Here is a 23,361-nt window from a genome sequence, read left to right on the forward strand (position 1 = left end):
AATGCTGTGAATATGTAGTTTTGTTTTACCAGATATGTCGAGAGACTAGCACAGTCAATCAAGACGACTAGATTGAGGGATCATGCTCTTTGAGCGTTTGTACAATTTTACAGTCGTCGATGGTCGTACTTGACTGACAACGTTGCCTGAGTTGTTGCAGCTCGGTTTTAAAGCGTTCAAACTGTTTGATTTTTTCATTGATGTGGCCCAAATGTATTTCGATCGCCTGATCGACCAGCGTACATTGCTGTTCAGGATGCTCGAGCAATTGCTGCAATGTCTCAATCTCGTTTAAAGACATCCCAAGCTCTCGGCAATGCCGTATAAAAATCAGTTGATCCAGTGCCTGATCATCATAGTAACGATAGTTATTGTCTGCACGTTTGGGTGCTTTGAGCACACCACGTTTTTCATAGAAACGGATGCTGTCGACAGAAACCTGCGATTTTTTTGCCAGTTCACCAATTAAATATTTCATCATGTGCTTGACCTTGGAGCGGCTCCAGCCTTTTTACTCAGCTTATCCTATACTGAGGAACTTGCAAATGGCTGGCTGCTGTCAACATCACCCACCCGAAAAACATCAGAGTGCTAAATTCAAAACGGCATTATGGATTGCACTTTTACTAAATCTTGGCATGTTTTTGATTGAAGTTTTCGGCGGTGCACATATTGGCTCGACTTCGCTATGGGCCGATGCACTGGATTTCTTGGGTGATTCCGTCAATTACATCATCTCGATTTTTGCGTTGGGCATGAGCCTGTACTGGCGGGCCACCGTTGCACTGCTTAAAGGCCTGACCATGGGGATCTTTGCCCTGATTGTATTGCTTAAAGTACTCTGGTCGATATTCTACGGCATGGCACCTGAAGCAATGACTATGGGTGCAATTGGCTTTATGGGCTTAATGGCCAATCTGATCAGCGCGATTGTACTGTTTGCCTTTCGCGATGGCGATGCCAATATGAAATCGGTGTGGCTGTGTAGCCGTAACGATGCGATTGGAAATTGCGCCATTATGCTGGCTGCACTCGGTGTGTTTGGTACCCAAAGCATCTGGCCCGATCTGGTGGTGGCCTCAATCATGGCCTTTTTGGGTTTGACTGCCGCATGGAGCGTTACTCAGCAATCACTTCAAGAGCGTCGGGATAGCCAAGTCATACAAAGTCGTAGGGCAGATTAACGAATCCAGCGTACGATGTATTCCTCGATATCGTCTTCATGTACCTCGGTTTCTGAAATACATCGCCCTGCTGCTGATTTGCGTGCTTTCAGCATACTTTGCCTTGAGCCCGTATTTAAATAATGCCATGAAGGTAAGTTTTTCCCTTCATTTAAACGCCGATAGGCACAGCTCGACGGTAACCAACGAATGCTTTGCAAACGCTCAGGTGTCAGTTGAATACAGTCGGGCACGCTGGCTTGACGATTTTCATAATCAGAGCAACGCGCAGTGTTGCAGTCGAGCAGTTTGCAGGCCACCTGCGTATAGGCAATTTCATGCGTGTCTTCATCTTCAAGTTTAATCAGACAGCACAGGCCGCAACCGTCGCACAGGGCTTCCCACTCTGCTGTATTGAGTGCATCAAGCGGATAGTGTTTCCAAAATTGGGGACGCAGTGCGGTGGTCATAGTGAATATCTCGGTACCAGAGCCTAAAGTATAACACTCTTTGCTGGCCCTTCGTGGTTGAGCGACCTTGTAACAAATGTTTCCTCAAGATGCTGTGTTTTATACATTTTCGCCACATAAACAACACATAGCCATCTGAAATTTCGCTCTATATTGAAAGAACGATAAATATAAGGAGATCAAAAAAATGTTCCGTTGGGCGATTATATTTGCAGTGATTGCACTTATTGCGAGTCTGTTAGGGTTTGGTGGCGTTGCTGGCTTGTCCAAAGATTTCGCAGTGATCTTACTCGTAGTTGCTGTTATTTTGGCAATTATCGGATTTATCTCGCGTGGTCGGGTATAACGATTCATTCGTGTCTATACGCTTCAACCATAAAAAAGAGGGATCGTACTGTACGGTCCTTCTTTTTTATCTTGAAAATCTTACATCAACCCACTATTTTTTTGAACATCCTGAGACCATGTAGCAGGCTCTTTGAGTCACATAGTGCCTGATCTGCACAAGCTGACTTTTATTCTTTATAAGGATTTAACCCATGACAGCATCGATTATTACTCGTGAAATTGAGTACACCGCAAAGGACGGTACTCATCTGATTGGTTTTTTTGCAGCCCCCGCTACTAAAAGCCCGGTTGCAGGTGTGATTGTGGCACCTGAATGGTGGGGTCGCACCGACTATACGCTACAGCGTGCTCGTGAATTGGCCGAGCATGGTTATGCGGCACTGGCGATCGATATGTATGGCGAGAAAAAAGTAACCACAGAGGCAGCCCAGGCCAATGAGTGGATGACGCAAACCTTTCAAGATCCAGATACCATCGTCACACGTGCAACGGCGGGTCTTGAAACACTCCAAGCACAACCTGAAGTGGATGCAAGTCATGTGGCCGCGATTGGATTTTGTTATGGCGGTAAAGTTGTGCTCGATCTGGCACGCGAAGGTGCGCCCTTAAAAGCGGTCGTTTCGTTTCACGGCACACTCGCCCCGAAAGCACCTGCACAAAAAGGACAAATTCAGGGTGAAATTTTAGTATTACATGGTGAAAAAGACAGCATGGTCACACTTGAAGATGTTGCTAAATTCAAAGAAGAAATGAACAATGCAGAGGTGGACTACAGTGTCGTGGTATTGGAAGGTGCCAAACATGGCTTTAGTAACCCGCTTGCCGATGAACGAGCCAAAGCAAATGGGGTAGATTTAGGCTATAGTGCACAAGCAGAGCAAGACAGTTTGGCTGCTATGTATGCCTTACTTGAACGTCATCTGTGTGCAAAGTGATGTATAAACGGTGCTAGGACACAAGGGTTTAAAGAACAACATCAATCGAGGATATGAAAATGACAGAGAAAAAATGCCCTTATTGTGAATTTGACGACTACGACGTCATTGATAAAAATGATTTTGGTGTAATTTTGCCCGAGGCAAATCCTCTGTCCAAAGGACACTCCATCATCATCCCGATTCGTCATGTCAGTTCTTTTTTTGAAGTGACAGATAAAGAGCGTAAAAGCCTGCTTTCTTTACTCGAACTTGCACGTAATGAACTCAAACTTCGTCATCAACCCGATGGTTTCCATGTGGCTTTTAATGACGGCGATGTCTTTGGCGAAGCGTCTGAGCATCTGCATATTCACATCATTCCACGCTATAAAGGGCAGCAGCTCAAGCTCGATAAGCGCTGGGGGATTGTGCAAGACTAAACCGGCACACGCATAGTATCAGCTCAGGGACGATCAATGATCGTCCCTTTTGCATGGCTTTACTTGCAACGGATAGCTGTGATAATTCAATTTGGGTATACTGACCCCTTCCCTGCCGCTGTATGATTTCATGTCTGATTTTTGTTTTTCCGATGCATTGCTGACTTGGTTTGATCAACATGGCCGACACGACTTGCCTTGGCAGGTGGCCGATGACCCTTATAAGGTTTGGGTCTCTGAAATCATGTTGCAGCAGACACAAGTCAAAACCGTATTGCAATATTTTGAACGCTTTATGACGCGCTTTCCCACTGTCGATGCTCTCGGCAGTGCCACATGGGATGATGTCGCGCCCTACTGGGCCGGTCTGGGCTATTATGCGCGGGCACGCAATCTGCATAAGGCAGCAGGCATTGTGCATCGGCAAGGTCATTTTCCTCACGATCTAGACGGCTGGATGGCCTTACCCGGAATTGGACGCTCCACAGCTGGCGCATTGATGTCGCTCGGATTACGCCAATATGGCGTGATTATGGACGGCAACGTCAAACGTGTCTTATCACGTTTTTTGGCACTCGAAGATGACTTTAGCAAACCTGTCAACGAGCGCATGCTGTGGCAGATTGCAACGCAGCTCTGCCCTCGGCAGCGTAATCACGACTATACCCAAGCGATTATGGATTTAGGTGCAACCATTTGTACGCCTAAAAAACCGTTGTGTTTGTATTGTCCAATGCAGCAGCACTGCAAGGCACATCAGCAAGGCATCGAAAATGAATTACCTTATAAGAAGCCCAAAAAACCAGTGCCGATACGCCACGCCGAAGTACTGTTAATCCAGTCGGAACAACAGTGGTTTTGGCAGCAACGCGATGCAAGCGGACTTTGGGGTGGCTTGTGGTGTCTCCCGATTATCGAGCATTCAGGCGAGATACAGCAATGGGTTAGGGAGTATGGTCTCAGTCCGCTGGCGCAAAACGTACAGATCAGCCACAGCTTCACCCACTTTACTTGGGTGTTGAATGTACAGATGTTTCACGTGGAACATGATCAAAAGGAGCATTTGATGAGTGCGGCTGCCGGCGAGTGGCTCAGCCCCGAAGAAGCCACATCTCGGGGTATTCCCACCGCGATGAAAAAATTGATCTCTGCGCTGGATTCATGACATAGTGATGCCCAAAAGACACATCCAAGGAGGAGCTGTGCGCCCTTTTTTTGTCTATATTGGGATCATCTTTGTAACGGTTGTGTTGTCTGCCTGTACCACAACACCAAAAAAAACAACGCCTCTGCCCAGCGCAGATCTGGCACGATTAAAGGCCACCCCGCTCAGCCATCGCCTGCCCATTCCGGTGAAAGGCATTCAACGCGATGCACTCAGTGATACATGGGGAGCTGCGCGCAGTCATGGTCGTCGGCATGAAGGCATCGATATACTTGCTCCACGTGGAACAAAAATATACAGCACCACCGATGGGATTGTTGCAGACTTACGAGACAACAACTTAGGTGGTAAAGTCATCTGGATTATTGGTCCGGCCGCTTCATGGCATTATTATGCCCATTTGGACGGACACAAACGTGGTTTAAGCGTGGGTGATGCTGTCAAAAAAGGCGAACTGATCGGGTATGTAGGCAATACCGGAAATGCACGCCATACCCTTCCCCATTTGCATTATGGACTTTATCTGGACGGAAAAGGCCGTGGTGCAGTAAACCCTTATCCATATTTACGTTAGGAACTTAAATGATGTCTGAAGCTTTGGTTAATCGACTGGTCGAATTTGCCGAATCGGGGAATCAACAAAAAATCTGTATAGATGGTCAAAGCTATCAAGGCTGGATCATGGAAATTACAGAGGATGCCCTCTTGATCAGTACTGGCTATGCCGATAAATCAGGTCAGGATTTCTGGATCAAGTTTGAAAACTTAGAACGCGCAGAATTATATTATTGGAACACATCGTCCGATCAGTGGACGCGTTTTACATTATAACAATAGATTAAGATTCAATTTCAAGGAGCATAAGATGAGTGTTCGGCGCTGTGGCTGGTGTTCTACAGATCCTGTGTATATGGCTTATCACGATCATGAGTGGGGTAAACCCGAACATGATGAAGCCAAACTCTTTGAAATGCTATGCCTCGAAGGTCAACAAGCCGGGCTCTCTTGGATCACGGTGTTAAAAAAGCGAGAAGCTTATAGACAACATTTTTTTCAGCATTCCATTGAAGAAATTGCCAAGTTCACAAATGACCAACTGGAACTCAAATTAGAGGATAAAGGCTTGATCCGACACATCGGCAAGCTCAAAGCCATTCGTGATAATGCGATTGCTTGGCAATCACTTAAACATCAGACACAGGATGTTTCAACATGGTTATGGGAAAAGGTGCAACATCAACCAATACTTAATGATGTTCAAGATTATCGGCAAGCCCCGGCTCAAACAGAGCTCAGTGTCCAGTTGTCTAAACAACTTAAAAAACTTGGATTCAAATTTGTAGGACCCACGACCTGTTATGCATTTATGCAGGCTGTAGGCATGGTGAATGATCATGAAGATGATTGTTCGTTTAAATGAGTCAAGCATTAAGGATGTCAATCATGAGCAGTAATGAAATTCAAGCTTACGCCGCAATGAAAGCTGGCGAAGCACTCGTGCCGTATACATTTGATGCCGGTGAACTATTGCCCCATCAGGTAGAAGTCAAAGTCGAATATTGTGGGCTGTGCCATTCCGATGTTTCGGTCATCAACAATGAGTGGCATTCTTCGGTTTATCCAGTGGTGGCAGGTCACGAAGTCATTGGTACCATTACGCAGCTTGGCAGCGAAGCCAAAGGGCTCAAACTGGGTCAACGTGTCGGGATTGGCTGGACGGCAGAAAGCTGCCAGGCCTGTGATCAGTGTATCAGTGGTCAGCAGGTCTTGTGTACTGGTGAAAATACCGCAACCATTGTTGGCCATGCGGGTGGCTTTGCCAATAAAGTCCGTGCCGGCTGGCAATGGGTCATTCCCTTACCAGACGAACTTGATCCAACCAGTGCCGGGCCACTGTTGTGCGGTGGAATTACCGTGTTTGACCCCATATTAAAACATCAGATTCAAGCGATTCATCACGTTGCCGTGATTGGGATTGGCGGACTGGGGCATATGGCCATCAAGCTATTAAAAGCATGGGGCTGCGAAATTACTGCGTTTAGTTCAAATCCAAGTAAAACCGACGAACTCAAAGCCATGGGTGCCGATCACGTGGTCAATAGCCGTGATGATGCCGAAATTAAATCGCAACAAGGTAAATTTGATTTACTGCTGAGTACGGTCAATGTGCCTTTAAACTGGAATGCGTATCTAAACACATTGGCACCTAATGGTACCTTCCACTTTTTGGGCGTGGTGATGGAGCCGATTCCTGTACCTGTCGGTGCGCTACTTGGAGGTGCTAAATCACTAACCGCATCGCCTACTGGCTCGCCTGCTGCCTTACGCAAGCTGCTCGAATTTGCTGCCCGTAAAAATATCGCGCCGCAAATCGAGATGTATCCTATGTCGAAGCTCAATGATGCGCTTGAGCGTCTACACTCGGGCAAGGCACGTTATCGAATTGTGCTCCAAGCCGATTTTTAATCTGCTCGCATAAATCTGGTGATCGCTTGTGATCGCCAGATTTTAACCATGCTGTTTCACCCAATCTGCCAAAAAGATAATCGCTGCATGATAATCACGCCGCAAAGCATGCCCCACACTCAGCCGGATAAAATGTCCATAACGCTGATCTTCACCAAATACCGTACCCGGAACAATATTGATGCCGTGTTGCTGGGCAACCTCGTATAACGTCATACTATTGATAGTTTCGGGTAGCTCAAGCCATAAGGCATAGCCCCCTTGAGGCTGACTCAAACCAATGCTTAAAGGCGCAAATGCATTTAAAATCGCGTCTCGATAGGCTTCGACCTGTTGAAGCAAACGTGGATATAACTGATTCAGATGTGCACGATAGGCACGACTAAAAATAAAATCGGCCAGCGCCAGTTGCAATGGTGTATTCACAATCATGTTGTGTGAAAGAAACTGTGGACGCATGGATTCGAGCTGTGCCCCAATACAAAACCAGCCGATTCTATACGCGCTCGATAATGATTTTGACACCGAACTGACCCAGACCACATACCCTGCCTCGTCCCAGTGTTTAATCGGTCGCGGGCGCTGCCCGTTGTGACTGCATTCGGCGTAGATATCATCTTCTAAAATAATACATTCATAACGTGCCGCTAACTGCGCAATGGTCTGCTTATCCTGATCGGCCAAACAATAGCCCAAGGGATTTTGGTAATTGGCCGTGAGCAAACACAATTTCGGTCGATGCTGCTGCATGGCCTGTTCAAGGCGCAATAGATCAATGCCGCTATGGTCTGCTGGAATCTCGATAATATGTCGATTTAAACCCGCCAGCATTTGCAGCTGTCCGTTAAAAGTCGGCGTTGGAATCAGGACACTATCGCCTTCACGACTTAACTGCTGAATCAATAACGACAATGCCGGCATACACCCATTGGTGATAAAGATATCACTGGGTGCCACATAAATGCCGTCTTCACGCCAGTGTTCACTCAGTGCCTGACGTAAGCGCAAATGGCCCTGCTTTTCACAATACAAAAAATCTTCAGGTTTGCAATATTTCAAGGCGCGTTGTATCGAGCGACGCAAGCCATCGATTGGCACCAGCTCAGGGCTAAGCTGAATAGCGCCAAAGGGAATCAAATGATTTTGAATAGAGGCTTCCTGAATCTGATTTTGTAACATCAGATTGGAAACCTCACGTGGCATCGATTCAAATTCAGGGCTGACGGGTAAACGACTCAACCCACTTCTGGGTTTGACAAAATAGCCCGATTTTGGACGGACATAGATCAACCCCTGCGCCTCAAGCCATTCATAACAACTTTTTGCAGTGCTGACACTCACATGATGCTGGGCTGCAAAATCACGCAAAGAACTTAACTTCTGCTGCGGCAATAACTGTTGCTGATAAATTTTATGTGCAATCTGCTGTGCCAAGCGCTGATAGTGAAAGGCCATATCTGTACCGCTTTTTTATAAAAATCTGTATCTGTATTGATTCATACAAACCGATTAACCTCTAAAAAGCAACATATATGAGATAACACCATGAAAAAGTTAGGGTTTATATTTATATTCCTGTTAAGCGCCTGTCATCCGCTCGATGCGAAACAGCAGCAGCAAGATTATATTTGTCAGAGTATGATTCAGGGCTATCTTAAAATGCAGCAACTGTATGATTTTCGACTCTGGCAGCGCGAGTCGCATACTCCCAACCAGATCCGCTATCAGTATCGTCCAGCCAGTGAGCATGGCATGCTGATCGGCACATTAAAAACCGAGCAATTGGTGTTTGAATGCAGCCAGAATCAAAATCTGTTTCGTATACAGCGCCCCAACGAACATGCATCCTTATTGCAGGTTCAGCTTCCAAGTGGCACACAATCATTCATCTGGCGTTGAAAATTGATCTTTTAGCTCATCGGCCAAAAAGTCGATGAATAAGCGGATGCGGTTTGGCAAGTGCTTTTGCTGATAGTACACTGCATGAATATGCTGAAGCTGCCGCTCAATTTGATCTTCAAACAATGCTACCAGTCGGCCTGCTTGTAGGTCTTGCCAGATCTCGAACTCAGATAAACGTGCAATGCCGTGGCCACTCAATGCCAGCTGACGGACAGTTTCACCACTGGAGGCAGTAATTTTAGGTTCAATCCTGTAATACTCCTCACCCACCTTGAGGGGCCATGTATTTAAATATACCGGACGGCTAAAGCCAATGGTCTGATGCGTATTCAGTTCATGTGAATGTCGTGGATGCCCATGTTCGGCCAGATATTCAGGACTGGCTACAATATAAAGCCGGCTTTTGCAGATCAGCCGTGCATGCAAACTGGAGTCATGCAATGCGCCAAAACGAATCGCAACATCTGTTTTGTATTCAAGTAGATCAATCACCTGATCGTTGTTATTGAGTTCGATCTCGATATTGGGATAGCGCTGCATGAATTTTTTCATTAAGGGTGTAATCACGTGCAGCACAAACGGTGTGGCCGAATCGACGCGAAGCTGTCCCGAGGTATCACTGTCCGATTTTAACAGTGCCTCTTCGGCATCTGACAGATCGGCCAAAATCGTCCGTGCCCGTACCAAAAATAAACTGCCCTCTTGAGTGAGTTTAATTTTACGCGTGGTTCGTTCTAGTAAGGTCACATTGAGTTTTTTTTCAAGCCGGTTAAGTGCACGGCTAATACCCGATGGCGTTTGATTGAGTTGCTCTGCAGCCGATACAATCGATCCGGCATCGACAATACGAATAAACGCAACTAGCTCTTCTATGGTCGATTTCATATCTAGATCATGATTCTTGACAAATACTCAATGATATTTTGCGTATTGCAGTATTTTTTCGCAACAATTATCACCGCAGAATAATCATCATTGTTTTAAATTCTTGCTCGCAGTCCGCGGGCGTAAAAAATAGGTACGCATATGATTCTTCCTGCATTTGGTTTAGGTACGTTTCGTTTAAAAGATCAGGTGGTGGTGGATGCGGTGAAAACCGCCTTAGAAGTCGGTTATCGCGCCATCGATACAGCCCAGATTTATGACAACGAAGCCGAAGTAGGTCAAGCCATTCAAGCCAGCGGTGTGGCACGTGACCAGTTATTTTTAACCACTAAAATCTGGGTCAGCAATCTGAACGAACAAGATTTAATCTCCAGCTTAAAAGACAGCTTGGTGAAACTCAAAACCGACGCTGTGAATTTAACCTTGGTGCATTGGCCTGCGCCACAAAAAAACATTGATCTGGTGGCTGTCATGCAGCTATTGATGCAGGCCAAACAGCAAGGCTTGACCCAGCATATCGGGATTTCAAATTTTAATATCGCACAAACGCAACTGGCAATCGATACAGTCGGTGCAGAGCACATTGCCACCAACCAGATCGAACTGAGTCCGTATCTGCAAAATGCCAAACTGGTTGATATGCTCAAACAGCATGAGATTGACGTTACCTCCTACATGACACTGGCCTACGGCAAAGTCTTGCAAGATCCCGTACTCAAGGCTATTGCGGCCCAGCATCAGGCCAGTACCGCTCAAATTGCACTGGCATGGGCGTTACAACGCGGTTTTGCCGTCATTCCATCTTCGACGCAGCGTGAACATCTGATTCAAAATCTGCAAGCACAGCAGATTCAGCTGAGTGCAGATGACATGCAACAGATAGCAGCGCTTGAGCGTAACGGTCGAGAGGTCAATCCGGCTGAACTTGCTCCTGAGTGGGACTGAGATTAGGCCATGAAACTGAACTTTCCTCTGCTCGCCTTGGCGATAGGTGCGTTTGCCATTGGAACCACCGAATTTTCACCAATGGGCTTATTGCCCAATATCGCCAGTGATTTACAGATCAGTATTCCGACAGCGGGAATGTTGATTACAGGATATGCCTTGGGCGTTATGCTCGGTGCACCGATCATGACGCTTTGGCTGGGGCATGTGCCACGGCGCAAGGCGTTAATCTTACTGATGACACTGTTTACCGTGGGCAATATTTTAGCGGCACTGGCACCGAATTACTGGAGCCTGATGGCCGCACGCCTCATCACCAGTCTCAATCATGGCGCATTTTTCGGCATTGGTTCGGTGGTGGCGGCCAGTGTGGTTCCCGTGCATAAACAGGCCAGTGCCGTGGCAGCCATGTTTATGGGCCTGACCATTGCCAATATTGGGGGAGTTCCTCTGGCCACATGGCTTGGTCAGACAATTGGCTGGCGAATGGCATTTTTAAGTATTTCGGGACTGGGGCTATTGACCATGATCTCGTTGTATCAAGCCTTGCCACAGGGGCAGTCGGGTCAACGTCCGAATATTCGAGCAGAACTAAAGGTGCTGACCCGGTTTCCCGTCTTGATGGCACTGCTGACCACGGTATTGGGCTCTGGTGCGATGTTTAGCCTCTACACCTACATTGCACCGAGTTTGCATCGCTTTAACGATGCAACACCGAGCTTTGTAACGCTGATGCTGGTTCTGATCGGGATTGGATTTTCGATTGGCAATCACTTGGGAGGCAGATTGGCGGATCGCGCTTTAAATGCAACGCTGATTGGTTTCTTATCGATGGTAATCGTGATGATGTTACTCTTTCCATGGTTGGCGCAAACACAACTGGGCGCAGCGATTGCCGTGATTCTCTGGGGTATTGCCACTTTTGGTCTGGTTCCTCCGGTCCAAATGCGCGTCATGAAAATTGCACACGAGGCGCCCGGGCTGGCATCATCGATTAATGTGGGTGCATTTAATTTAGGCAATGCACTGGGTGCCGCGGCAGGTGGCTGGGTCTTGAGTCAGCAGCTCGGTTATGCAGCCGTCTCCTACACCGGTGCTGGTTTAGCTGGATTAGGGTTACTGCTGGTACTGCTGCAAATGCGAGTGGCACAGACCGCGCATTCTCATGCCAAACCATGCACCGACTAAATTTAAGCGTCCTCAGGGACGCTTTTTTATTGCTTTACTTTTATTGCTTTATTTTAACACGTCGGGTAAATAGACATTCGATACTGTGGACTGTGCCAGCTCTGTTTTCATTTTCATCAGCATTTGATAGGGCTGCTGCTCGACAAACATATTCACAAAACTCAGCGGAATACTTCCTGCAGGGTCGGCGTAACCCGATGTGGTGACCTTTACTTTCTGCGCACCTAACTTTTGAAACGTCCAGTCTCCGACATAGTGATGTATGCGAATTCGGCCCGGCTGTTCGGGATATCCACCAGACAAGGCCATATTTCGAATCACGATACGGCCTGTCGCATCCTTACTCAAACTACTTTTCACCACCACATCACGATCTTTTAGCGGAAAAGGAAAATCGAGCACCATATACAGTACAAACTCGCCCTTCTTGTCGTCTCTCGACAAAATCTTGGCATCCCCCATATAAGGCACCCACTCTGGCGCACGAGCGACGTCAAGCACCAAACTGACCGCCCGCTCAAGCGGCACATCATAGGTGGTTTCTGCCTTATATTGAATCACCGGATTGGCCTCTGAACGATAGGTCCAGACCTTGATATTGTTGCGAACAAGGCTCAGTTTTTCGTTGGCAGGCGCACTTTGGGCAGATGTGGTCAATGTGAGCAGCAAAGCCAAAAGCCATGATTTTTTTTTCATATTGTTCTCATTATTTATGCCATACCGAGCAAGTTCGAGCAGTATCATTGGGTTGCACCAAAGCCAATTGCTTGACACGGCTCAACGACAGACTTTATAGGTGGCAGCGCCTTATGGGTATTCGGTCATTTTTTATTTTAAGGCCAAATCGCCTCAATGTGAGACGATTTGGTTTATTAAGAAGAATAAGAATGAAGCTTTATACGTCGATCTCGTTAAAACCCAGTACATCTTTCATGTCGTATTTGCGGGCATCTCGTCCGACCACCCATGCCGCAGCACGCACAGCACCCGATGCAAAATTCATGCGGTTGGTGGCTTTGTGAGTGATCTCAACACGTTCACCTTCACCAATAAACATCGCGGTATGTTCACCGACGATATCGCCGCCACGGATGGTTTGAAAGCCAATACTTTGACGCTCACGTGCACCAGTATGCCCTTCACGACAATACACTGCATCGGTTTTCAAGTCACGGCCTAGGGTTTCTGCAATCGCCTCACCCATCATCAGTGCAGTGCCAGACGGCGCATCTACTTTATGACGATGATGTGCTTCAATAATCTCGATATCCACACTGTCGCCAAATACTTTAGAGGCAAGCTCAAGCAATTTGATTGAAACGTTTACCCCTACCGAATAGTTTGCAGCATACACCACTGGAGTACGCGTTGCGGTCTCGTTCAAAAGTTGCTTCTGTTGTTCTGAAAAACCTGTCGTGCCAATCACCATGGCCACACCAGCCTCAGCACACAGTTGTAGATGCTGCTCGGTCGCAACAGGTGCAGTAAAATCAATCACCACATCGCAGTCTTTTAATACTTCAGACAGGCTACCCGCCACCTTGACCCCAATCGATCCGATTCCTGCCAGCTCACCTGCATCTGTACCGACCAAGCTGCTTTCTGGGCGCTCAACCGCCGCCGCCAACTGATAGCCGGCCTGTTGCACAGCCTGAATAAGAATGCGACCCATACGGCCACCCGCACCCAAAACACCAATGCGTGGAGATGCTGACATAATTTTAATCCTGAAAATAGATAATCAAACGTTGCAGCCTACTATATCAAAACTCAGGCAGTGCGCTAAAAAAATCGCCATAAAAAAACCTGCCGAAGCAGGTTTTTTTCAGTATCACTTAATCGAACAAACGGTCGAGAAAGGATTTTTTCTTAGGTGAAGAACCGTGATCGTCTCCATCCAAGCTGGCTTGCAATTCTTTTAACAGTTCACGCTGACGGCTGGTCAAGTTTACTGGTGTTTCAACCACAATACGGCAAAGCAAATCACCGACCATGCTGCTACGCACTGGACGTACGCCTTTACCGCGCAAGCGGAACAGTTTGCCAGTTTGCGTGCCTTCTGGAATCTTTAAACTCACGCGGCCTTCAAGCGTTGGAATTTCAATCTCTTTACCCAATGCAGCATCTGCAATGCTGACCGGCACATCCATATATAGGTCTGCACCATCACGCTGGAAGATTTCATGCTCGCGCACCACTACTTCGACGTAAAGATCGCCAGACTGGCCATCACGTACCGCTTCGCCTTTACCGCTTAAACGTACACGGTCGCCGTTGTCTACGCCAGCAGGGATGGTCACTTCTAAGGTTTGCTGACGGTCGGCAACGCCTGAACCATGACATGTATTACATGGATTTTTAATAATTTTACCTTGGCCACGACAGGTGCCACAGGTTTGCTGAACCGAGAAAAAGCCTTGCTGCATACGTACCTGACCCGAGCCATGACAGGTTCGGCAGGTTTCAACGTCATTCGGATTTTTCGAGCCTTTACCGTCACACACTTCACACGGTGCTGGTGCAGTAAAGGTAATGGTTTTCTTCACTCCACGAACCGCTTCTTCAAGCGTAAGTTCCATTACGTAGCGCAGGTCTGAGCCACGGCGTTGACGCTGTTGCTGACGACCACCGCCGCCACCGAAGGCACCACCAAAAATATCGCCAAACTGACTAAAAATGTCTTCTGCGCTAAATCCGCCGAAGCCACCACCGCCACCGCCAAAACCGCCTTCAAATGCATTATGACCCATGCGGTCGTACATGCTGCGCTTTTCAGCATCGGACAGTACTTCGTATGCTTCAGCAGCTTCTTTAAACTTTTCTTCTGCTTCGTGGTTATCGGGGTTACGGTCCGGGTGATACTTCATCGCCAACTTACGGTAGGCTTTTTTGATCTCATCATCACCTGCGGTTTTCGAAACGCCTAAAACCTCATAATAATCTCGTTTAGCCATGACTGGCGATGCTCCTCACGGAATTTATTTAATACCTGATTGCGATTAAGTTGGGGGCGTGCGTCATGATTACAAGGGAAATTGCGAAAAAAAATAACGGTTTTAAAAAACCGCTTTCTTTTTTAAATACTTAGACATGCCTTTAATCAATGCATTGAGCAAATACAACCAGGCAATTGCAGCAAAAATCACACCGGCAATGGTCAACGCGGTAACCCAGAGTGCGCTGTTCCATGCAAAGAAAATCAGGGGAATAAACCAAAGCGAGGCAAATAAGGTCATGAGCAGAAATAGCACGGTACTGTGCATGATCCAGACGCCGTGCGCCTGAATCCAGACTTCTGCATTTTCAACCAGAGCAACTTTTCGAGCCAGAAAATAGGCAACCACTGCTAAAACCACACTTGCCAATGCAAGAAACATACAGACATAAGAAATCGTAATATAACGACGATGCTGTTTTAATTGATCTTGCCCCATTCGTATCTAACCTCGAATCCATTGCATTTTTAGGTTTCATTGCAATGAATGTATGCTCTGTTTTTTTGTGTTAACAATAAGGTGCTACTATATTTGACTTTTCACTATTTCGCACCTTTTATTCGCAAAAAATTATGACAAAGTTGGCGTTTTTTTAACCTTAAACCATGCTGCATACAGTGCTGGCAAGAAAAACAAAGTCAAAAAGGTCGCCACGATCAATCCCCCCATAATGGCAACCGCCATAGGACCAAAGAAAATACTGCGCGATAACGGAATCATGGCCAAGACCGCAGCCAGCGCCGTCAGTAAAATCGGTCGGAATCGGCGCACGGTCGCATCGATAATAGCCGTCCATGGATCATGCCCGGCTGCAATATCCTGCTCGATCTGATCAATCAAGATCAGTGAATTACGCATAATCATGCCTGAGAGCGCAATGGTGCCCAGCATGGCTACAAAACCAAAAGGTTTATTGAACAGCAATAAAAACAAGCTCACACCAATCAAGCCCAACGGTGCAGTCAAAAACACCATCAGGGTTCGCGAGATACTTCGAAGCTGTAGCATCAGCAACGTCAGCACTACGCCTAAAAATAGCGGCATGCCAGCATTGACCGATGCCTGGCCTTTAGAAGACTCCTCGACCGCACCGCCGACATCGATTAAATAACCGCTCGGCAACTGACTGCGCAACTGATCAATCGAGCTTTGCAACTCAAACACCACCGTAGCAGGCTGTAAATCGGTGTGAACATCGGCACGAACCGTAATGGTGGGCAATCGATCTCGGTGCCAGATAATCCCATCTTCAAATGTGGCATTGATTTTGGCAATTTGCCCAAGCGGTACACTCTGACCGCTACTGGTCGGCACCGCCAGACTGCCCAGTGAGGCCACATCGGCACGTTCGTTCTGATCACCGCGTAAACGGATTTCGATCAGTTCGGTTTTTTCGCGATATTGATCAATCACGCTGCCTGTCAGCGAGCTATTTAAGAAGTTGGCCAAATCAGTATTGCTAATTCCCAATTGACGCGCGCGTTCCTGATCAATTTCAAGTTGAATGCGTTTACTCGGTTCACCCCAATCCAGATGTACGTTACTGGCATTCGGATTTTGACTTACCGTCTGTGCTACTTTTTGTGCCCAGTCACGTACCAGATCCTGATCTTCTCCCGAAACACGATACTGGATGGGATAGCCCACGGGTGGGCCATTTTCAAGTAACGACACTCGCGTTCTGGCGTATGGCAGTAACAATTTAATCTCTCGCTCAAGTGAATGGCGAATCTGATTGCGGTTTTCAAGTGACGAAGCCAGCACCACAAACTGGGCAAAACTGGCCTGTGGAAGCTGTTGATCGAGTGGTAGATAAAAGCGTGGTGACCCTGTACCGACATAGGCCACATAATTATCGATGCCCGATTGTTTCGCCAAAAACTGCTCGACTTTTTTTGCCGCCTGCTCGGTGGCGGTTAAAGACGCGCCTTCTTCTAATTTGATATCGACCAAAATTTCGGCGCGATTAGAGGGCGGAAAAAACTGCTGTGGCACTAATTTAAATAGCAAAACAGCCCCGACAAACAGTCCAACCGTCACCACGATCACGGTTTTCCGGTAGCTCACGCAGGTATCGACGGCATGACGAAAAGCCTGATAAAAACGCGTTTGATAGGGATCATGCCCATGATCATAAGGCACAGGCTGAGGTTCAGGCTGTTTGCGCAGTTTCGCCCAAAAACGCTGATACCACGGCGCGCGCTGTGGTGTATGGCTAAAATCGGGCAGCAGCTTTTCACCTAAGTACGGCACAAAGACCACCGCTGCAATCCATGACACCACCAAGGCAATGGTCACCACCTGAAAAATGGATCGGGTATATTCGCCAGTACTTGAACTGGCTGTAGCAATGGGTAAAAAGCCCGCGGCAGTAATCAGGGTACCTGTAAGCATGGGAAATGCGGTGGTTTTCCATGCGAAGCCCGCGGCCTTGAGCCGGCTGTAGCCCTGTTCCATTTTAATCGCCATCATCTCCACCGCAATGATGGCATCATCGACCAGTAGGCCCAGCGCCAAGATGAGCGCGCCTAGTGAAATTTTGTGCAGGCCCACATCAAACAGATGCATGCCTGCAAAGGTCATGGCCAAGACCAGTGGAATTGAAAACGCTACCACCAGTCCGGTTCGGAATCCTAAAGAGAAGAAACTGACCAACAGCACAATAATGACCGCTTCTGCCAGTACCTGAATAAACTCTCGAATACTGTGCTGAACCGCCACCGGCTGATCTGAGACCTTGCTTAAGGTCATGCCCAAAGGTAAAGTTTTTTGCAAATGAGAAAAAGTCTGTTGCAGTTGCTTCCCCAAAGCAATGATGTCGCCGCCTTTACGCATCGATACCGCAATACCAATGCCATTGTCTCCCATAAAGCGCATCCGCGGCTGTGCCGGTTCACTAAAGCCACGATACACCTCGGCGACATCACTGAGTCGAATGGTTTTATCACCGACTAAAATCGGCAATTGCTTTAGATCTTCAACCGAACTCAGCTTTCCGGTCAGACGCACCTGCATCCGGTCGGAGGGGGTTTCAAAAAACCCGGCACTGACCATATTGTTTTGCTGCTGTAAGGCCTGCTGAATGGCACTGACGGGTACACCGAGCTGCGCCATTTTGGTATTGGACAGTTCAATCCAGATTTTTTGGTCTTGCAGGCCAATCAGTTCTACTTTGGCAACATCGGGTACGCGCTGTAGTTCAAGCTGCAAACGGTCGGCATAGGCTTTAAGAAGCGCATAATCAAAATCTTTTCCGGTCAAAACATAAATATTGCCAAAGGTATCGCCAAATTCATCGTTAAAAAAAGGCCCCTGCACACCAACGGGAAGCTCATGCTGAATATCGCTCACTTTTTTGCGCACGTTATACCAAATATCCGGGATATCGGCAGAGGTGTACGTGTCTTTGGCAAAGAAAGTGACCATCGACTCACCCGGACGCGAATATGATGAAATCCGGTCATATTGACCTGTGGTCATGAGTTCTTTTTCAATCCGGTCGGTGACTTGCTCTGCCACCTCTTTGGCCGTAGCCCCAGGCCAGTAGGTCTGCACCACCATCACTTTGAAAGTAAAAGGTGGATCTTCGCTTTGTGAAAGTTGGGTATACGAATACACCCCCACCACCATTAAAAGCAGCATAAAATACAGCACCAAGGCTTTATTTTTCAGTGACCATTCAGACAGGTTAAAATTCATGATGCAGCCCTCGCTTGAAGGTTGACAGCGCGGTTATTTCGGTCGATCGGACGAATTTTTTGCTGCTCACGCAATAAATGCACACCGCCCACCACCACCCAATCGGATGGCTGAAGCCCTGACCGTATGCTGACCTGTTCACGGCCGTAGTCCCCTAAGCGAACCGGAACTTTCTTGAGCGTATGATTGGCTTGTACGACCCAAACATAGGGCTGCTGATGCGTCGCCGAGACACTACTGAGCGGAACACTCAATGAGGTCTGAGTCGGCTCACTCAAAAACACCCGCGCACTTTGCCCCAGTTGAATACTCGGTTGTGCCTGTGAAAATGCCACCTTGACACGAAAAGTTCGTGTTGCGTCAGCTGCGGGCGAAATTTCCCGAACATATGCCGGATAAACATTTTCCGAGCTTGACCACAAGCGCACACTGGCAGACTGACCAATTTTTAGCGTACTGATCAGTTGCTCGGGTACGCCAATCACCACTTCACGATCGCCATCGATCGCAAGCTGATAAACCGTCTGCCCTGCGCTTACCACCTGCCCAACCTCGATTTCTCGCGCAGTAATAACGCCTGCCTGAGTCGCCCGTAACTGGTTATAACGGGTTTGATTGGCTGCAACATCCAGATTCGAACGGGCCTGCTTTAAACTTGCTTGTGCCGCGGTATATTGATTTTTAATTGCATCAAACTGGGAACGACTTACCGCATTAATCGGCAGTAACTGTTGGTAGCGCTTTAGTTCGTCGCTGGCAACCTGTGCCGCCGCACTGGCATTATCTAATTGTGCCTGTGCTGCATTGAGCTGTAACTGCGCATCCTTGACATCGAGTTTGGCCAGTACTTGGCCAGCACGAACACGATCCCCCACATCCACATCACGTTCGGTAATCTGACCCGCAACCCGAAACGACAACGCCGTTTGCTGGCGGGCTTCAACTTGCCCCGCATAACTGTGTTGTGCTTGTGCGCTGCTGCTCGGTTTAGTCACCATCACCAAGGGAATGTCTTGATTGACTGTTTTTTCTTTCTGACACCCCAACAACGTGATACTGCATAAAATGATCAAGCCCGAAAGGCCAAGGTGTGCTCTGTTCATGATCCCAGTACTCTTTTCAAATTTATTTTTAAGGCACAATATGCGATTATCTTAAATTGTTTATTTTTTAATTAATATACCCATAAGTACATTAATTAAAAAATAAACGTTATTGCTTTGTTTTTCAAAAAATTTATTGAGGTTTAGTGTGCAAAATTCTGGAAGACCAAAAGATCTTGAGAAACGACAACGTATTCTGGAAGCAGCAAAAAATATCTTTTTAAAACAGGGTTATCATCATGCCGGTATGAATCAGATTGCACAGATGGCAGGTGTGACCAAATTGACGGTCTATAATCATTTTCAAGATAAAGCCAATCTGTTTGTCTGCGCCATTGAAGAAAGCTGTGAAACCTACATTTCTGCCGACACATTTCAGTTACAGCCCCAATCCGATTTCAAGCAACAACTGGCGAGTATTAGCCGGTGTGCGCTCCACACCATTTATTTACCCGAAGCACTCAAGCTTGATCATGTGCTGTATGAACTTGCGGCAGAAAAAAGCCCATTGGTAAAACAGTTTTTTGCAGCATCACATCAAAAACTCTGCAACATGCTGACTCACTTTTTTGAGCAAGCCAGCAAACTCGGGTTGATTCAAGCCGATGACCCACTGCGCCAGACCGAATTGATCTTGTCGTTATTACTGGGTTTACGTCACCAAAATGTCTTGCTTGGCATAGAAATGCCTCCTACGCCTGATGAGCTTGAGCTCAGCATTCAATATGCTATCGAGATTTTCATGCTCAAATACAGCCCTTAAATGCTGGCGATCTGGTCAATTGATTTTGTTTTTCTACATCACGAAACATTTGCGTAGCAACGCACCTTTTTTGCTTAATACACGGTAAAAAATGCATTTTTTTCATGTAACGACTTGGAATGTTTGCTAATCGGCGTATATTCAGGTGGTTGAAAGTGAATATAGTAGAAGAACAGGAGAACTAGAATGATTCAACAAATTGATGCTCCACTGCGTGAGGATGTACGCTTACTGGGAAATTTACTGGGCGAAACACTCAAACAACACGCAGGACAAGATTTGTTTAATCAGATTGAACAAATTCGTGCACTCGCCAAAGGTGCACGTGACGGTCAAGCGAAAGTTGAAAAGCAATTAGAAAAGTTATTTTTAAATTTAAAGGACGAGGAAATCTTACCGCTGACCCGCGCGTTTTCCTATTTTTTGAATTTTGCCAATATTGCAGAACAATACCATGTGGTTCGTAGCCGTCGTCAAAGCGAGTTTGATGCACATGCCCCTTCACCGAATCCACTAATTCGCCTGTTTGAGAAATTTCAGCACAATCACATCACCCCGCAACAACTGTTTGATCAGGTATGCGAGCTGAATATTGAACTGGTACTGACTGCGCATCCGACCGAAGTCAGCCGACGCACCCTGATTCAAAAATATGACGATATCAATGATGTCCTGTCAAAACTCGATCAGCAAAAGCTGACCCCGCAAGAGCGTGAGCAAGTGCTCACCAACCTGAAGCATTTGATCTGTTCGGCATGGCAGACCGATGAAATTCGTCAAAACAAGCCAACGCCGCTCGATGAAGCCAAATGGGGTTTTACCACCATTGAACAAACCTTGTGGAACGCAGTACCTAAATTTGTTCGAGAACTAAATACACTGGTGCATCAGCACTGCAACGCGACCTTACCACTTGATATTTCTCCAATTCGTTTTGCCTCATGGATGGGCGGCGACCGTGACGGCAATCCGAATGTCACACACACGGTCACGCAAGAAGTATTGTGGCTGTCCCGTTGGCAAGCGGCCGATCTGTATCTACGTGATATCGAAAGTTTACGCTGGGAACTCTCGATTCAGGCCTGTTCTGAAGAATTAAGCCTTGCGCTGGGTCGTAGTCATCCCGAGCCATACCGTGAATACTTACGTACCACGCGTGAACGCCTGAAAGCTACACGTCACTGGTTGTCGCTACGTTTGCAAGGTCTAGATAGCGATGACAGTCAGATTATCCGCCACAAACAGGAATTACTTGAACCGTTGCTATTGTGTCATCGTTCACTGATCGCCTGTAACTTACCGGAACTGGCCAATGGCAAGCTGCTCGATTTTATTTACCGCGTAAACTGCTTTGGTATCGAACTGCTTAAACTGGATATTCGTCAGGAATCGGGGCGTCATCGTCAGGCGATTTCCGCCATTACCGAATATTTAGGCTTGGGTAATTTCGAATCTTGGACTGAGCAAGCCCGTCAAAACTTTCTGATTCAGGAATTGCAAAGCAAACGCCCACTTCTGCCTAAATATCTTAAAGAACCAGAAGACAGCCTGATTGAACATGCAGATGTCAAAGAAGTGTTTGCCACCATGCGTACACTGGCCGAGCAGCCGCCAGAAAGTTTGGGTGCATATATTATTTCCATGGCCGAATATCCAAGCGATGTCCTAGCCGTTTTGCTTCTGCAAAAAGAAGCCGGTATTTTGCATCCGCTTCGTGTGGTACCACTGTTTGAAACCTTAAAAGATCTAGACGGCGCAGCCAAAACCATGGAAACGCTGTTTAATATGGACTGGTACAAGCAGCATATTCAGGGCAAACATGAAGTCATGATCGGTTACTCCGACTCTGCCAAGGACGCAGGCTTTATGTCGGCCAACTGGGCACAGTATCGTGCGCAGGAAGAACTGACGGCGGTGGCCAAGGCGCACAATGTACAGCTCACCTTATTTCATGGTCGTGGCGGCTCGATTAGCCGTGGCGGGGCGCCAACACAGCAGGCCCTGTTTTCACAACCGCCTGGCTCTATTTCTGGAGCCATTCGTGTGACTGAACAGGGTGAGATGATCCGCTTTAAATTTGGTTTAGAAGGCGTTGCGTTACAAAACCTTGAAGTGTATACCGCAGCAACCCTTGAAGCGACCTTACTGCCACCACCCGTACCGAAGGCAGAGTGGCGTGAGCTGATGCATCAGATGACGGATATTTCAGTTCGCGTATATCGCGAAACCGTGCGTGAAAATCCTCATTTTGTACAGTACCTGAGAACCGTGACGCCTGAGCTTGAACTGCAAATGTTGCCACTGGGTTCACGACCGGCCAAACGTAAAGTGAGTGGCGGAATCGAGTCATTACGTGCCATTCCTTGGGTATTTGCATGGACGCAAATTCGACTCATGTTGCCAGCTTGGCTCGGCACCGGTGCAGCCATTAATCAAGTGATCGATGAAAACAAAAAGCCGCTGCTCGACGAAATGCTGGCAGAATGGCCGTACTTCCAAACCCTGATCGATATGCTGGAGATGGTTCTCTCCAAAGCCGATGCCAATGTCGCGTTGTATTACGAATCGCATCTTACTCATGATGATGAGCTTAAGGTACTGGGCGAAATGCTACGCGCACGTTTGAACGATGCCGTTCAGACCTTATTGACCATGAAAGGTGAATCGAAGCTGCTCAGTAAAAATGATGTACTGGATCAAGCTATGCAGGTACGTAAACCCTACCTGTTGCCATTGCATTTACTTCAGGCAGAACTGATGAAACGGCGTCGTGAATATACGGCAAAAACCAACGCCGATCATACACCTGTCGATCACGCACTGATGGTGAGTATTGCCGGAATTGCAGCGGGTCTGCGTAATACAGGCTAATCGCTGAAATCTATTCATTATCGGCGGTGAGTACAGGCTT

Annotated in this window: 24 protein-coding genes; 14 read left to right on the forward strand and 10 right to left on the reverse strand. The window is 47.2% G+C overall.

Annotation, left to right across the window (positions count from 1 at the left end; genetic code table 11):
• Positions 1-67: 67 nt before the first annotated feature.
• Entirely contained in the window at positions 68-481 is a 414-nt protein-coding gene (locus L2096_RS04425; protein ID WP_111812391.1) for a Cd(II)/Pb(II)-responsive transcriptional regulator, read from the reverse strand.
• 64 nt (positions 482-545) lie between these two features.
• On the opposite strand from L2096_RS04425, the gene L2096_RS04430 reads away from it, so the two are divergent.
• Entirely contained in the window at positions 546-1,184 is a 639-nt protein-coding gene (locus L2096_RS04430; RefSeq protein WP_218261696.1) for a cation efflux transmembrane domain-containing protein, read from the forward strand.
• On the opposite strand, the gene L2096_RS04435 is transcribed toward L2096_RS04430, so the two are convergent.
• Positions 1,181-1,633: a YcgN family cysteine cluster protein gene (locus L2096_RS04435; RefSeq protein WP_004933643.1), complete on the reverse strand. Its 453-nt coding sequence runs from the start codon at positions 1,631-1,633 to the stop codon at positions 1,181-1,183. The genes L2096_RS04430 and L2096_RS04435 overlap by 4 nt on opposite strands.
• Before the next feature lie 187 nt (positions 1,634-1,820).
• On the opposite strand from L2096_RS04435, the gene L2096_RS04440 reads away from it, so the two are divergent.
• The 8 genes from L2096_RS04440 (at position 1,821) to ahr (ending at position 6,969) form a co-directional block, all read left to right on the forward strand.
• Positions 1,821-1,979, forward strand: coding sequence for a DUF1328 domain-containing protein (locus tag L2096_RS04440; RefSeq protein WP_004933640.1), 159 nt, complete (start codon positions 1,821-1,823; stop codon positions 1,977-1,979).
• 193 nt (positions 1,980-2,172) lie between these two features.
• The gene (locus tag L2096_RS04445) at positions 2,173-2,916 is read left to right on the forward strand and encodes a dienelactone hydrolase family protein (protein WP_004933637.1); all 744 of its coding nucleotides are present in this window, start codon (positions 2,173-2,175) and stop codon (positions 2,914-2,916) included.
• A gap of 59 nt (positions 2,917-2,975) precedes the next feature.
• A complete protein-coding gene (locus L2096_RS04450) occupies positions 2,976-3,338 on the forward strand; it encodes an HIT family protein (RefSeq protein WP_004933633.1) in 363 nt (120 codons plus the stop codon).
• A 130-nt stretch (positions 3,339-3,468) separates the two neighbouring features.
• The gene (gene mutY / locus L2096_RS04455; RefSeq protein ID WP_250364938.1) at positions 3,469-4,503 is read left to right on the forward strand and encodes an A/G-specific adenine glycosylase; all 1,035 of its coding nucleotides are present in this window, start codon (positions 3,469-3,471) and stop codon (positions 4,501-4,503) included.
• A 37-nt stretch (positions 4,504-4,540) separates the two neighbouring features.
• Positions 4,541-5,077 carry a M23 family metallopeptidase gene (locus tag L2096_RS04460; protein WP_004933628.1) on the forward strand — a complete coding sequence of 179 codons (537 nt, stop codon included), beginning with the start codon at positions 4,541-4,543 and terminating at the stop codon, positions 5,075-5,077.
• Positions 5,078-5,088: 11 nt separating this feature from the next.
• Positions 5,089-5,334 carry a hypothetical protein gene (locus tag L2096_RS04465; protein ID WP_055415563.1) on the forward strand — a complete coding sequence of 82 codons (246 nt, stop codon included), beginning with the start codon at positions 5,089-5,091 and terminating at the stop codon, positions 5,332-5,334.
• 34 nt (positions 5,335-5,368) lie between these two features.
• Positions 5,369-5,923: a DNA-3-methyladenine glycosylase I gene (locus L2096_RS04470; protein ID WP_004933621.1), complete on the forward strand. Its 555-nt coding sequence runs from the start codon at positions 5,369-5,371 to the stop codon at positions 5,921-5,923.
• 23 nt (positions 5,924-5,946) lie between these two features.
• Entirely contained in the window at positions 5,947-6,969 is a 1,023-nt protein-coding gene (gene ahr, locus L2096_RS04475) for an NADPH-dependent aldehyde reductase Ahr (protein WP_004933617.1), read from the forward strand.
• Positions 6,970-7,011: 42 nt separating this feature from the next.
• Here ahr and L2096_RS04480 read toward each other — a convergent pair whose 3' ends face one another.
• Positions 7,012-8,424, reverse strand: coding sequence for an aminotransferase-like domain-containing protein (locus tag L2096_RS04480; protein WP_004933615.1), 1,413 nt, complete (start codon positions 8,422-8,424; stop codon positions 7,012-7,014).
• Positions 8,425-8,514: 90 nt separating this feature from the next.
• On the opposite strand from L2096_RS04480, the gene L2096_RS04485 reads away from it, so the two are divergent.
• Positions 8,515-8,868 carry a hypothetical protein gene (locus tag L2096_RS04485; RefSeq protein WP_250364939.1) on the forward strand — a complete coding sequence of 118 codons (354 nt, stop codon included), beginning with the start codon at positions 8,515-8,517 and terminating at the stop codon, positions 8,866-8,868.
• Here the strand turns inward: L2096_RS04485 and L2096_RS04490 are convergent.
• Positions 8,851-9,756 carry a LysR family transcriptional regulator gene (locus tag L2096_RS04490; protein ID WP_250364940.1) on the reverse strand — a complete coding sequence of 302 codons (906 nt, stop codon included), beginning with the start codon at positions 9,754-9,756 and terminating at the stop codon, positions 8,851-8,853. The genes L2096_RS04485 and L2096_RS04490 overlap by 18 nt on opposite strands.
• A gap of 141 nt (positions 9,757-9,897) precedes the next feature.
• Here L2096_RS04490 and dkgB point away from each other — a divergent pair, with 141 nt between their 5' ends.
• Together dkgB and L2096_RS04500 are read left to right on the forward strand one after the other, a co-directional pair.
• Complete coding sequence (gene dkgB, locus L2096_RS04495) at positions 9,898-10,701, forward strand: 2,5-didehydrogluconate reductase DkgB (RefSeq protein WP_025096041.1); 804 nt, start codon at positions 9,898-9,900, stop codon at positions 10,699-10,701.
• Between the two features lie 9 nt (positions 10,702-10,710).
• On the forward strand, positions 10,711-11,889 hold the full coding sequence (locus L2096_RS04500; RefSeq protein WP_004944623.1) for an MFS transporter: 1,179 nt from the start codon (positions 10,711-10,713) through the stop codon (positions 11,887-11,889).
• Positions 11,890-11,937: 48 nt separating this feature from the next.
• On the opposite strand, the gene L2096_RS04505 is transcribed toward L2096_RS04500, so the two are convergent.
• From L2096_RS04505 to L2096_RS04530, 6 genes are all read right to left on the reverse strand, one after another.
• The gene (locus L2096_RS04505; RefSeq protein WP_004944619.1) at positions 11,938-12,585 is read right to left on the reverse strand and encodes an START domain-containing protein; all 648 of its coding nucleotides are present in this window, start codon (positions 12,583-12,585) and stop codon (positions 11,938-11,940) included.
• A gap of 199 nt (positions 12,586-12,784) precedes the next feature.
• Positions 12,785-13,606 carry a 4-hydroxy-tetrahydrodipicolinate reductase gene (gene dapB / locus L2096_RS04510; RefSeq protein WP_004933588.1) on the reverse strand — a complete coding sequence of 274 codons (822 nt, stop codon included), beginning with the start codon at positions 13,604-13,606 and terminating at the stop codon, positions 12,785-12,787.
• 118 nt (positions 13,607-13,724) lie between these two features.
• Positions 13,725-14,843, reverse strand: coding sequence for a molecular chaperone DnaJ (gene dnaJ, locus L2096_RS04515; RefSeq protein WP_250364941.1), 1,119 nt, complete (start codon positions 14,841-14,843; stop codon positions 13,725-13,727).
• Between the two features lie 102 nt (positions 14,844-14,945).
• On the reverse strand, positions 14,946-15,323 hold the full coding sequence (locus L2096_RS04520) for a hypothetical protein (protein ID WP_004933584.1): 378 nt from the start codon (positions 15,321-15,323) through the stop codon (positions 14,946-14,948).
• A gap of 132 nt (positions 15,324-15,455) precedes the next feature.
• Entirely contained in the window at positions 15,456-18,584 is a 3,129-nt protein-coding gene (locus L2096_RS04525) for an efflux RND transporter permease subunit (protein WP_250364942.1), read from the reverse strand.
• Entirely contained in the window at positions 18,581-19,687 is a 1,107-nt protein-coding gene (locus L2096_RS04530) for an efflux RND transporter periplasmic adaptor subunit (RefSeq protein WP_250364943.1), read from the reverse strand. The genes L2096_RS04525 and L2096_RS04530 overlap by 4 nt, the downstream gene beginning before the upstream one ends.
• A gap of 148 nt (positions 19,688-19,835) precedes the next feature.
• Between L2096_RS04530 and L2096_RS04535 the strand changes: the two genes are divergently transcribed.
• Both L2096_RS04535 and ppc read left to right on the forward strand, forming a co-directional pair.
• Positions 19,836-20,450: a TetR/AcrR family transcriptional regulator gene (locus tag L2096_RS04535; protein ID WP_004933577.1), complete on the forward strand. Its 615-nt coding sequence runs from the start codon at positions 19,836-19,838 to the stop codon at positions 20,448-20,450.
• A 186-nt stretch (positions 20,451-20,636) separates the two neighbouring features.
• Positions 20,637-23,321, forward strand: coding sequence for a phosphoenolpyruvate carboxylase (gene ppc / locus L2096_RS04540; RefSeq protein WP_250364944.1), 2,685 nt, complete (start codon positions 20,637-20,639; stop codon positions 23,319-23,321).
• The last annotated feature ends 40 nt before the right edge of the window (positions 23,322-23,361 follow it).

It is taken from the genome of Acinetobacter sp. ACZLY 512 (genome assembly GCF_023614015.1).
Classification (GTDB): Bacteria; Pseudomonadota; Gammaproteobacteria; order Pseudomonadales; family Moraxellaceae; genus Acinetobacter; species Acinetobacter soli.

Bases quoted from the DNA above. Each gene is read 5' to 3' on its own strand.
- dapB (WP_004933588.1), bottom strand. From the start codon at position 13,606: ATGTCAGCATCTCCACGCATTGGTGTTTTGGGTGCGGGTGGCCGTATG.
- L2096_RS04435 (WP_004933643.1), bottom strand. From the start codon at position 1,633: ATGACCACCGCACTGCGTCCCCAATTTTGGAAACACTATCCGCTTGAT.
- L2096_RS04445 (WP_004933637.1), top strand. From the start codon at position 2,173: ATGACAGCATCGATTATTACTCGTGAAATTGAGTACACCGCAAAGGAC.
- L2096_RS04485 (WP_250364939.1), top strand. From the start codon at position 8,515: ATGAAAAAGTTAGGGTTTATATTTATATTCCTGTTAAGCGCCTGTCAT.
- L2096_RS04505 (WP_004944619.1), bottom strand. From the start codon at position 12,585: ATGAAAAAAAAATCATGGCTTTTGGCTTTGCTGCTCACATTGACCACA.
- L2096_RS04530 (WP_250364943.1), bottom strand. From the start codon at position 19,687: ATGAACAGAGCACACCTTGGCCTTTCGGGCTTGATCATTTTATGCAGT.
- L2096_RS04470 (WP_004933621.1), top strand. From the start codon at position 5,369: ATGAGTGTTCGGCGCTGTGGCTGGTGTTCTACAGATCCTGTGTATATG.
- dkgB (WP_025096041.1), top strand. From the start codon at position 9,898: ATGATTCTTCCTGCATTTGGTTTAGGTACGTTTCGTTTAAAAGATCAG.
- L2096_RS04430 (WP_218261696.1), top strand. From the start codon at position 546: ATGGCTGGCTGCTGTCAACATCACCCACCCGAAAAACATCAGAGTGCT.
- mutY (WP_250364938.1), top strand. From the start codon at position 3,469: ATGTCTGATTTTTGTTTTTCCGATGCATTGCTGACTTGGTTTGATCAA.
- ppc (WP_250364944.1), top strand. From the start codon at position 20,637: ATGATTCAACAAATTGATGCTCCACTGCGTGAGGATGTACGCTTACTG.
- L2096_RS04440 (WP_004933640.1), top strand. From the start codon at position 1,821: ATGTTCCGTTGGGCGATTATATTTGCAGTGATTGCACTTATTGCGAGT.
- dnaJ (WP_250364941.1), bottom strand. From the start codon at position 14,843: ATGGCTAAACGAGATTATTATGAGGTTTTAGGCGTTTCGAAAACCGCA.
- L2096_RS04465 (WP_055415563.1), top strand. From the start codon at position 5,089: ATGTCTGAAGCTTTGGTTAATCGACTGGTCGAATTTGCCGAATCGGGG.
- L2096_RS04450 (WP_004933633.1), top strand. From the start codon at position 2,976: ATGACAGAGAAAAAATGCCCTTATTGTGAATTTGACGACTACGACGTC.
- ahr (WP_004933617.1), top strand. From the start codon at position 5,947: ATGAGCAGTAATGAAATTCAAGCTTACGCCGCAATGAAAGCTGGCGAA.
- L2096_RS04500 (WP_004944623.1), top strand. From the start codon at position 10,711: ATGAAACTGAACTTTCCTCTGCTCGCCTTGGCGATAGGTGCGTTTGCC.
- L2096_RS04480 (WP_004933615.1), bottom strand. From the start codon at position 8,424: ATGGCCTTTCACTATCAGCGCTTGGCACAGCAGATTGCACATAAAATT.
- L2096_RS04525 (WP_250364942.1), bottom strand. From the start codon at position 18,584: ATGAATTTTAACCTGTCTGAATGGTCACTGAAAAATAAAGCCTTGGTG.
- L2096_RS04490 (WP_250364940.1), bottom strand. From the start codon at position 9,756: ATGAAATCGACCATAGAAGAGCTAGTTGCGTTTATTCGTATTGTCGAT.
- L2096_RS04425 (WP_111812391.1), bottom strand. From the start codon at position 481: ATGATGAAATATTTAATTGGTGAACTGGCAAAAAAATCGCAGGTTTCT.
- L2096_RS04520 (WP_004933584.1), bottom strand. From the start codon at position 15,323: ATGGGGCAAGATCAATTAAAACAGCATCGTCGTTATATTACGATTTCT.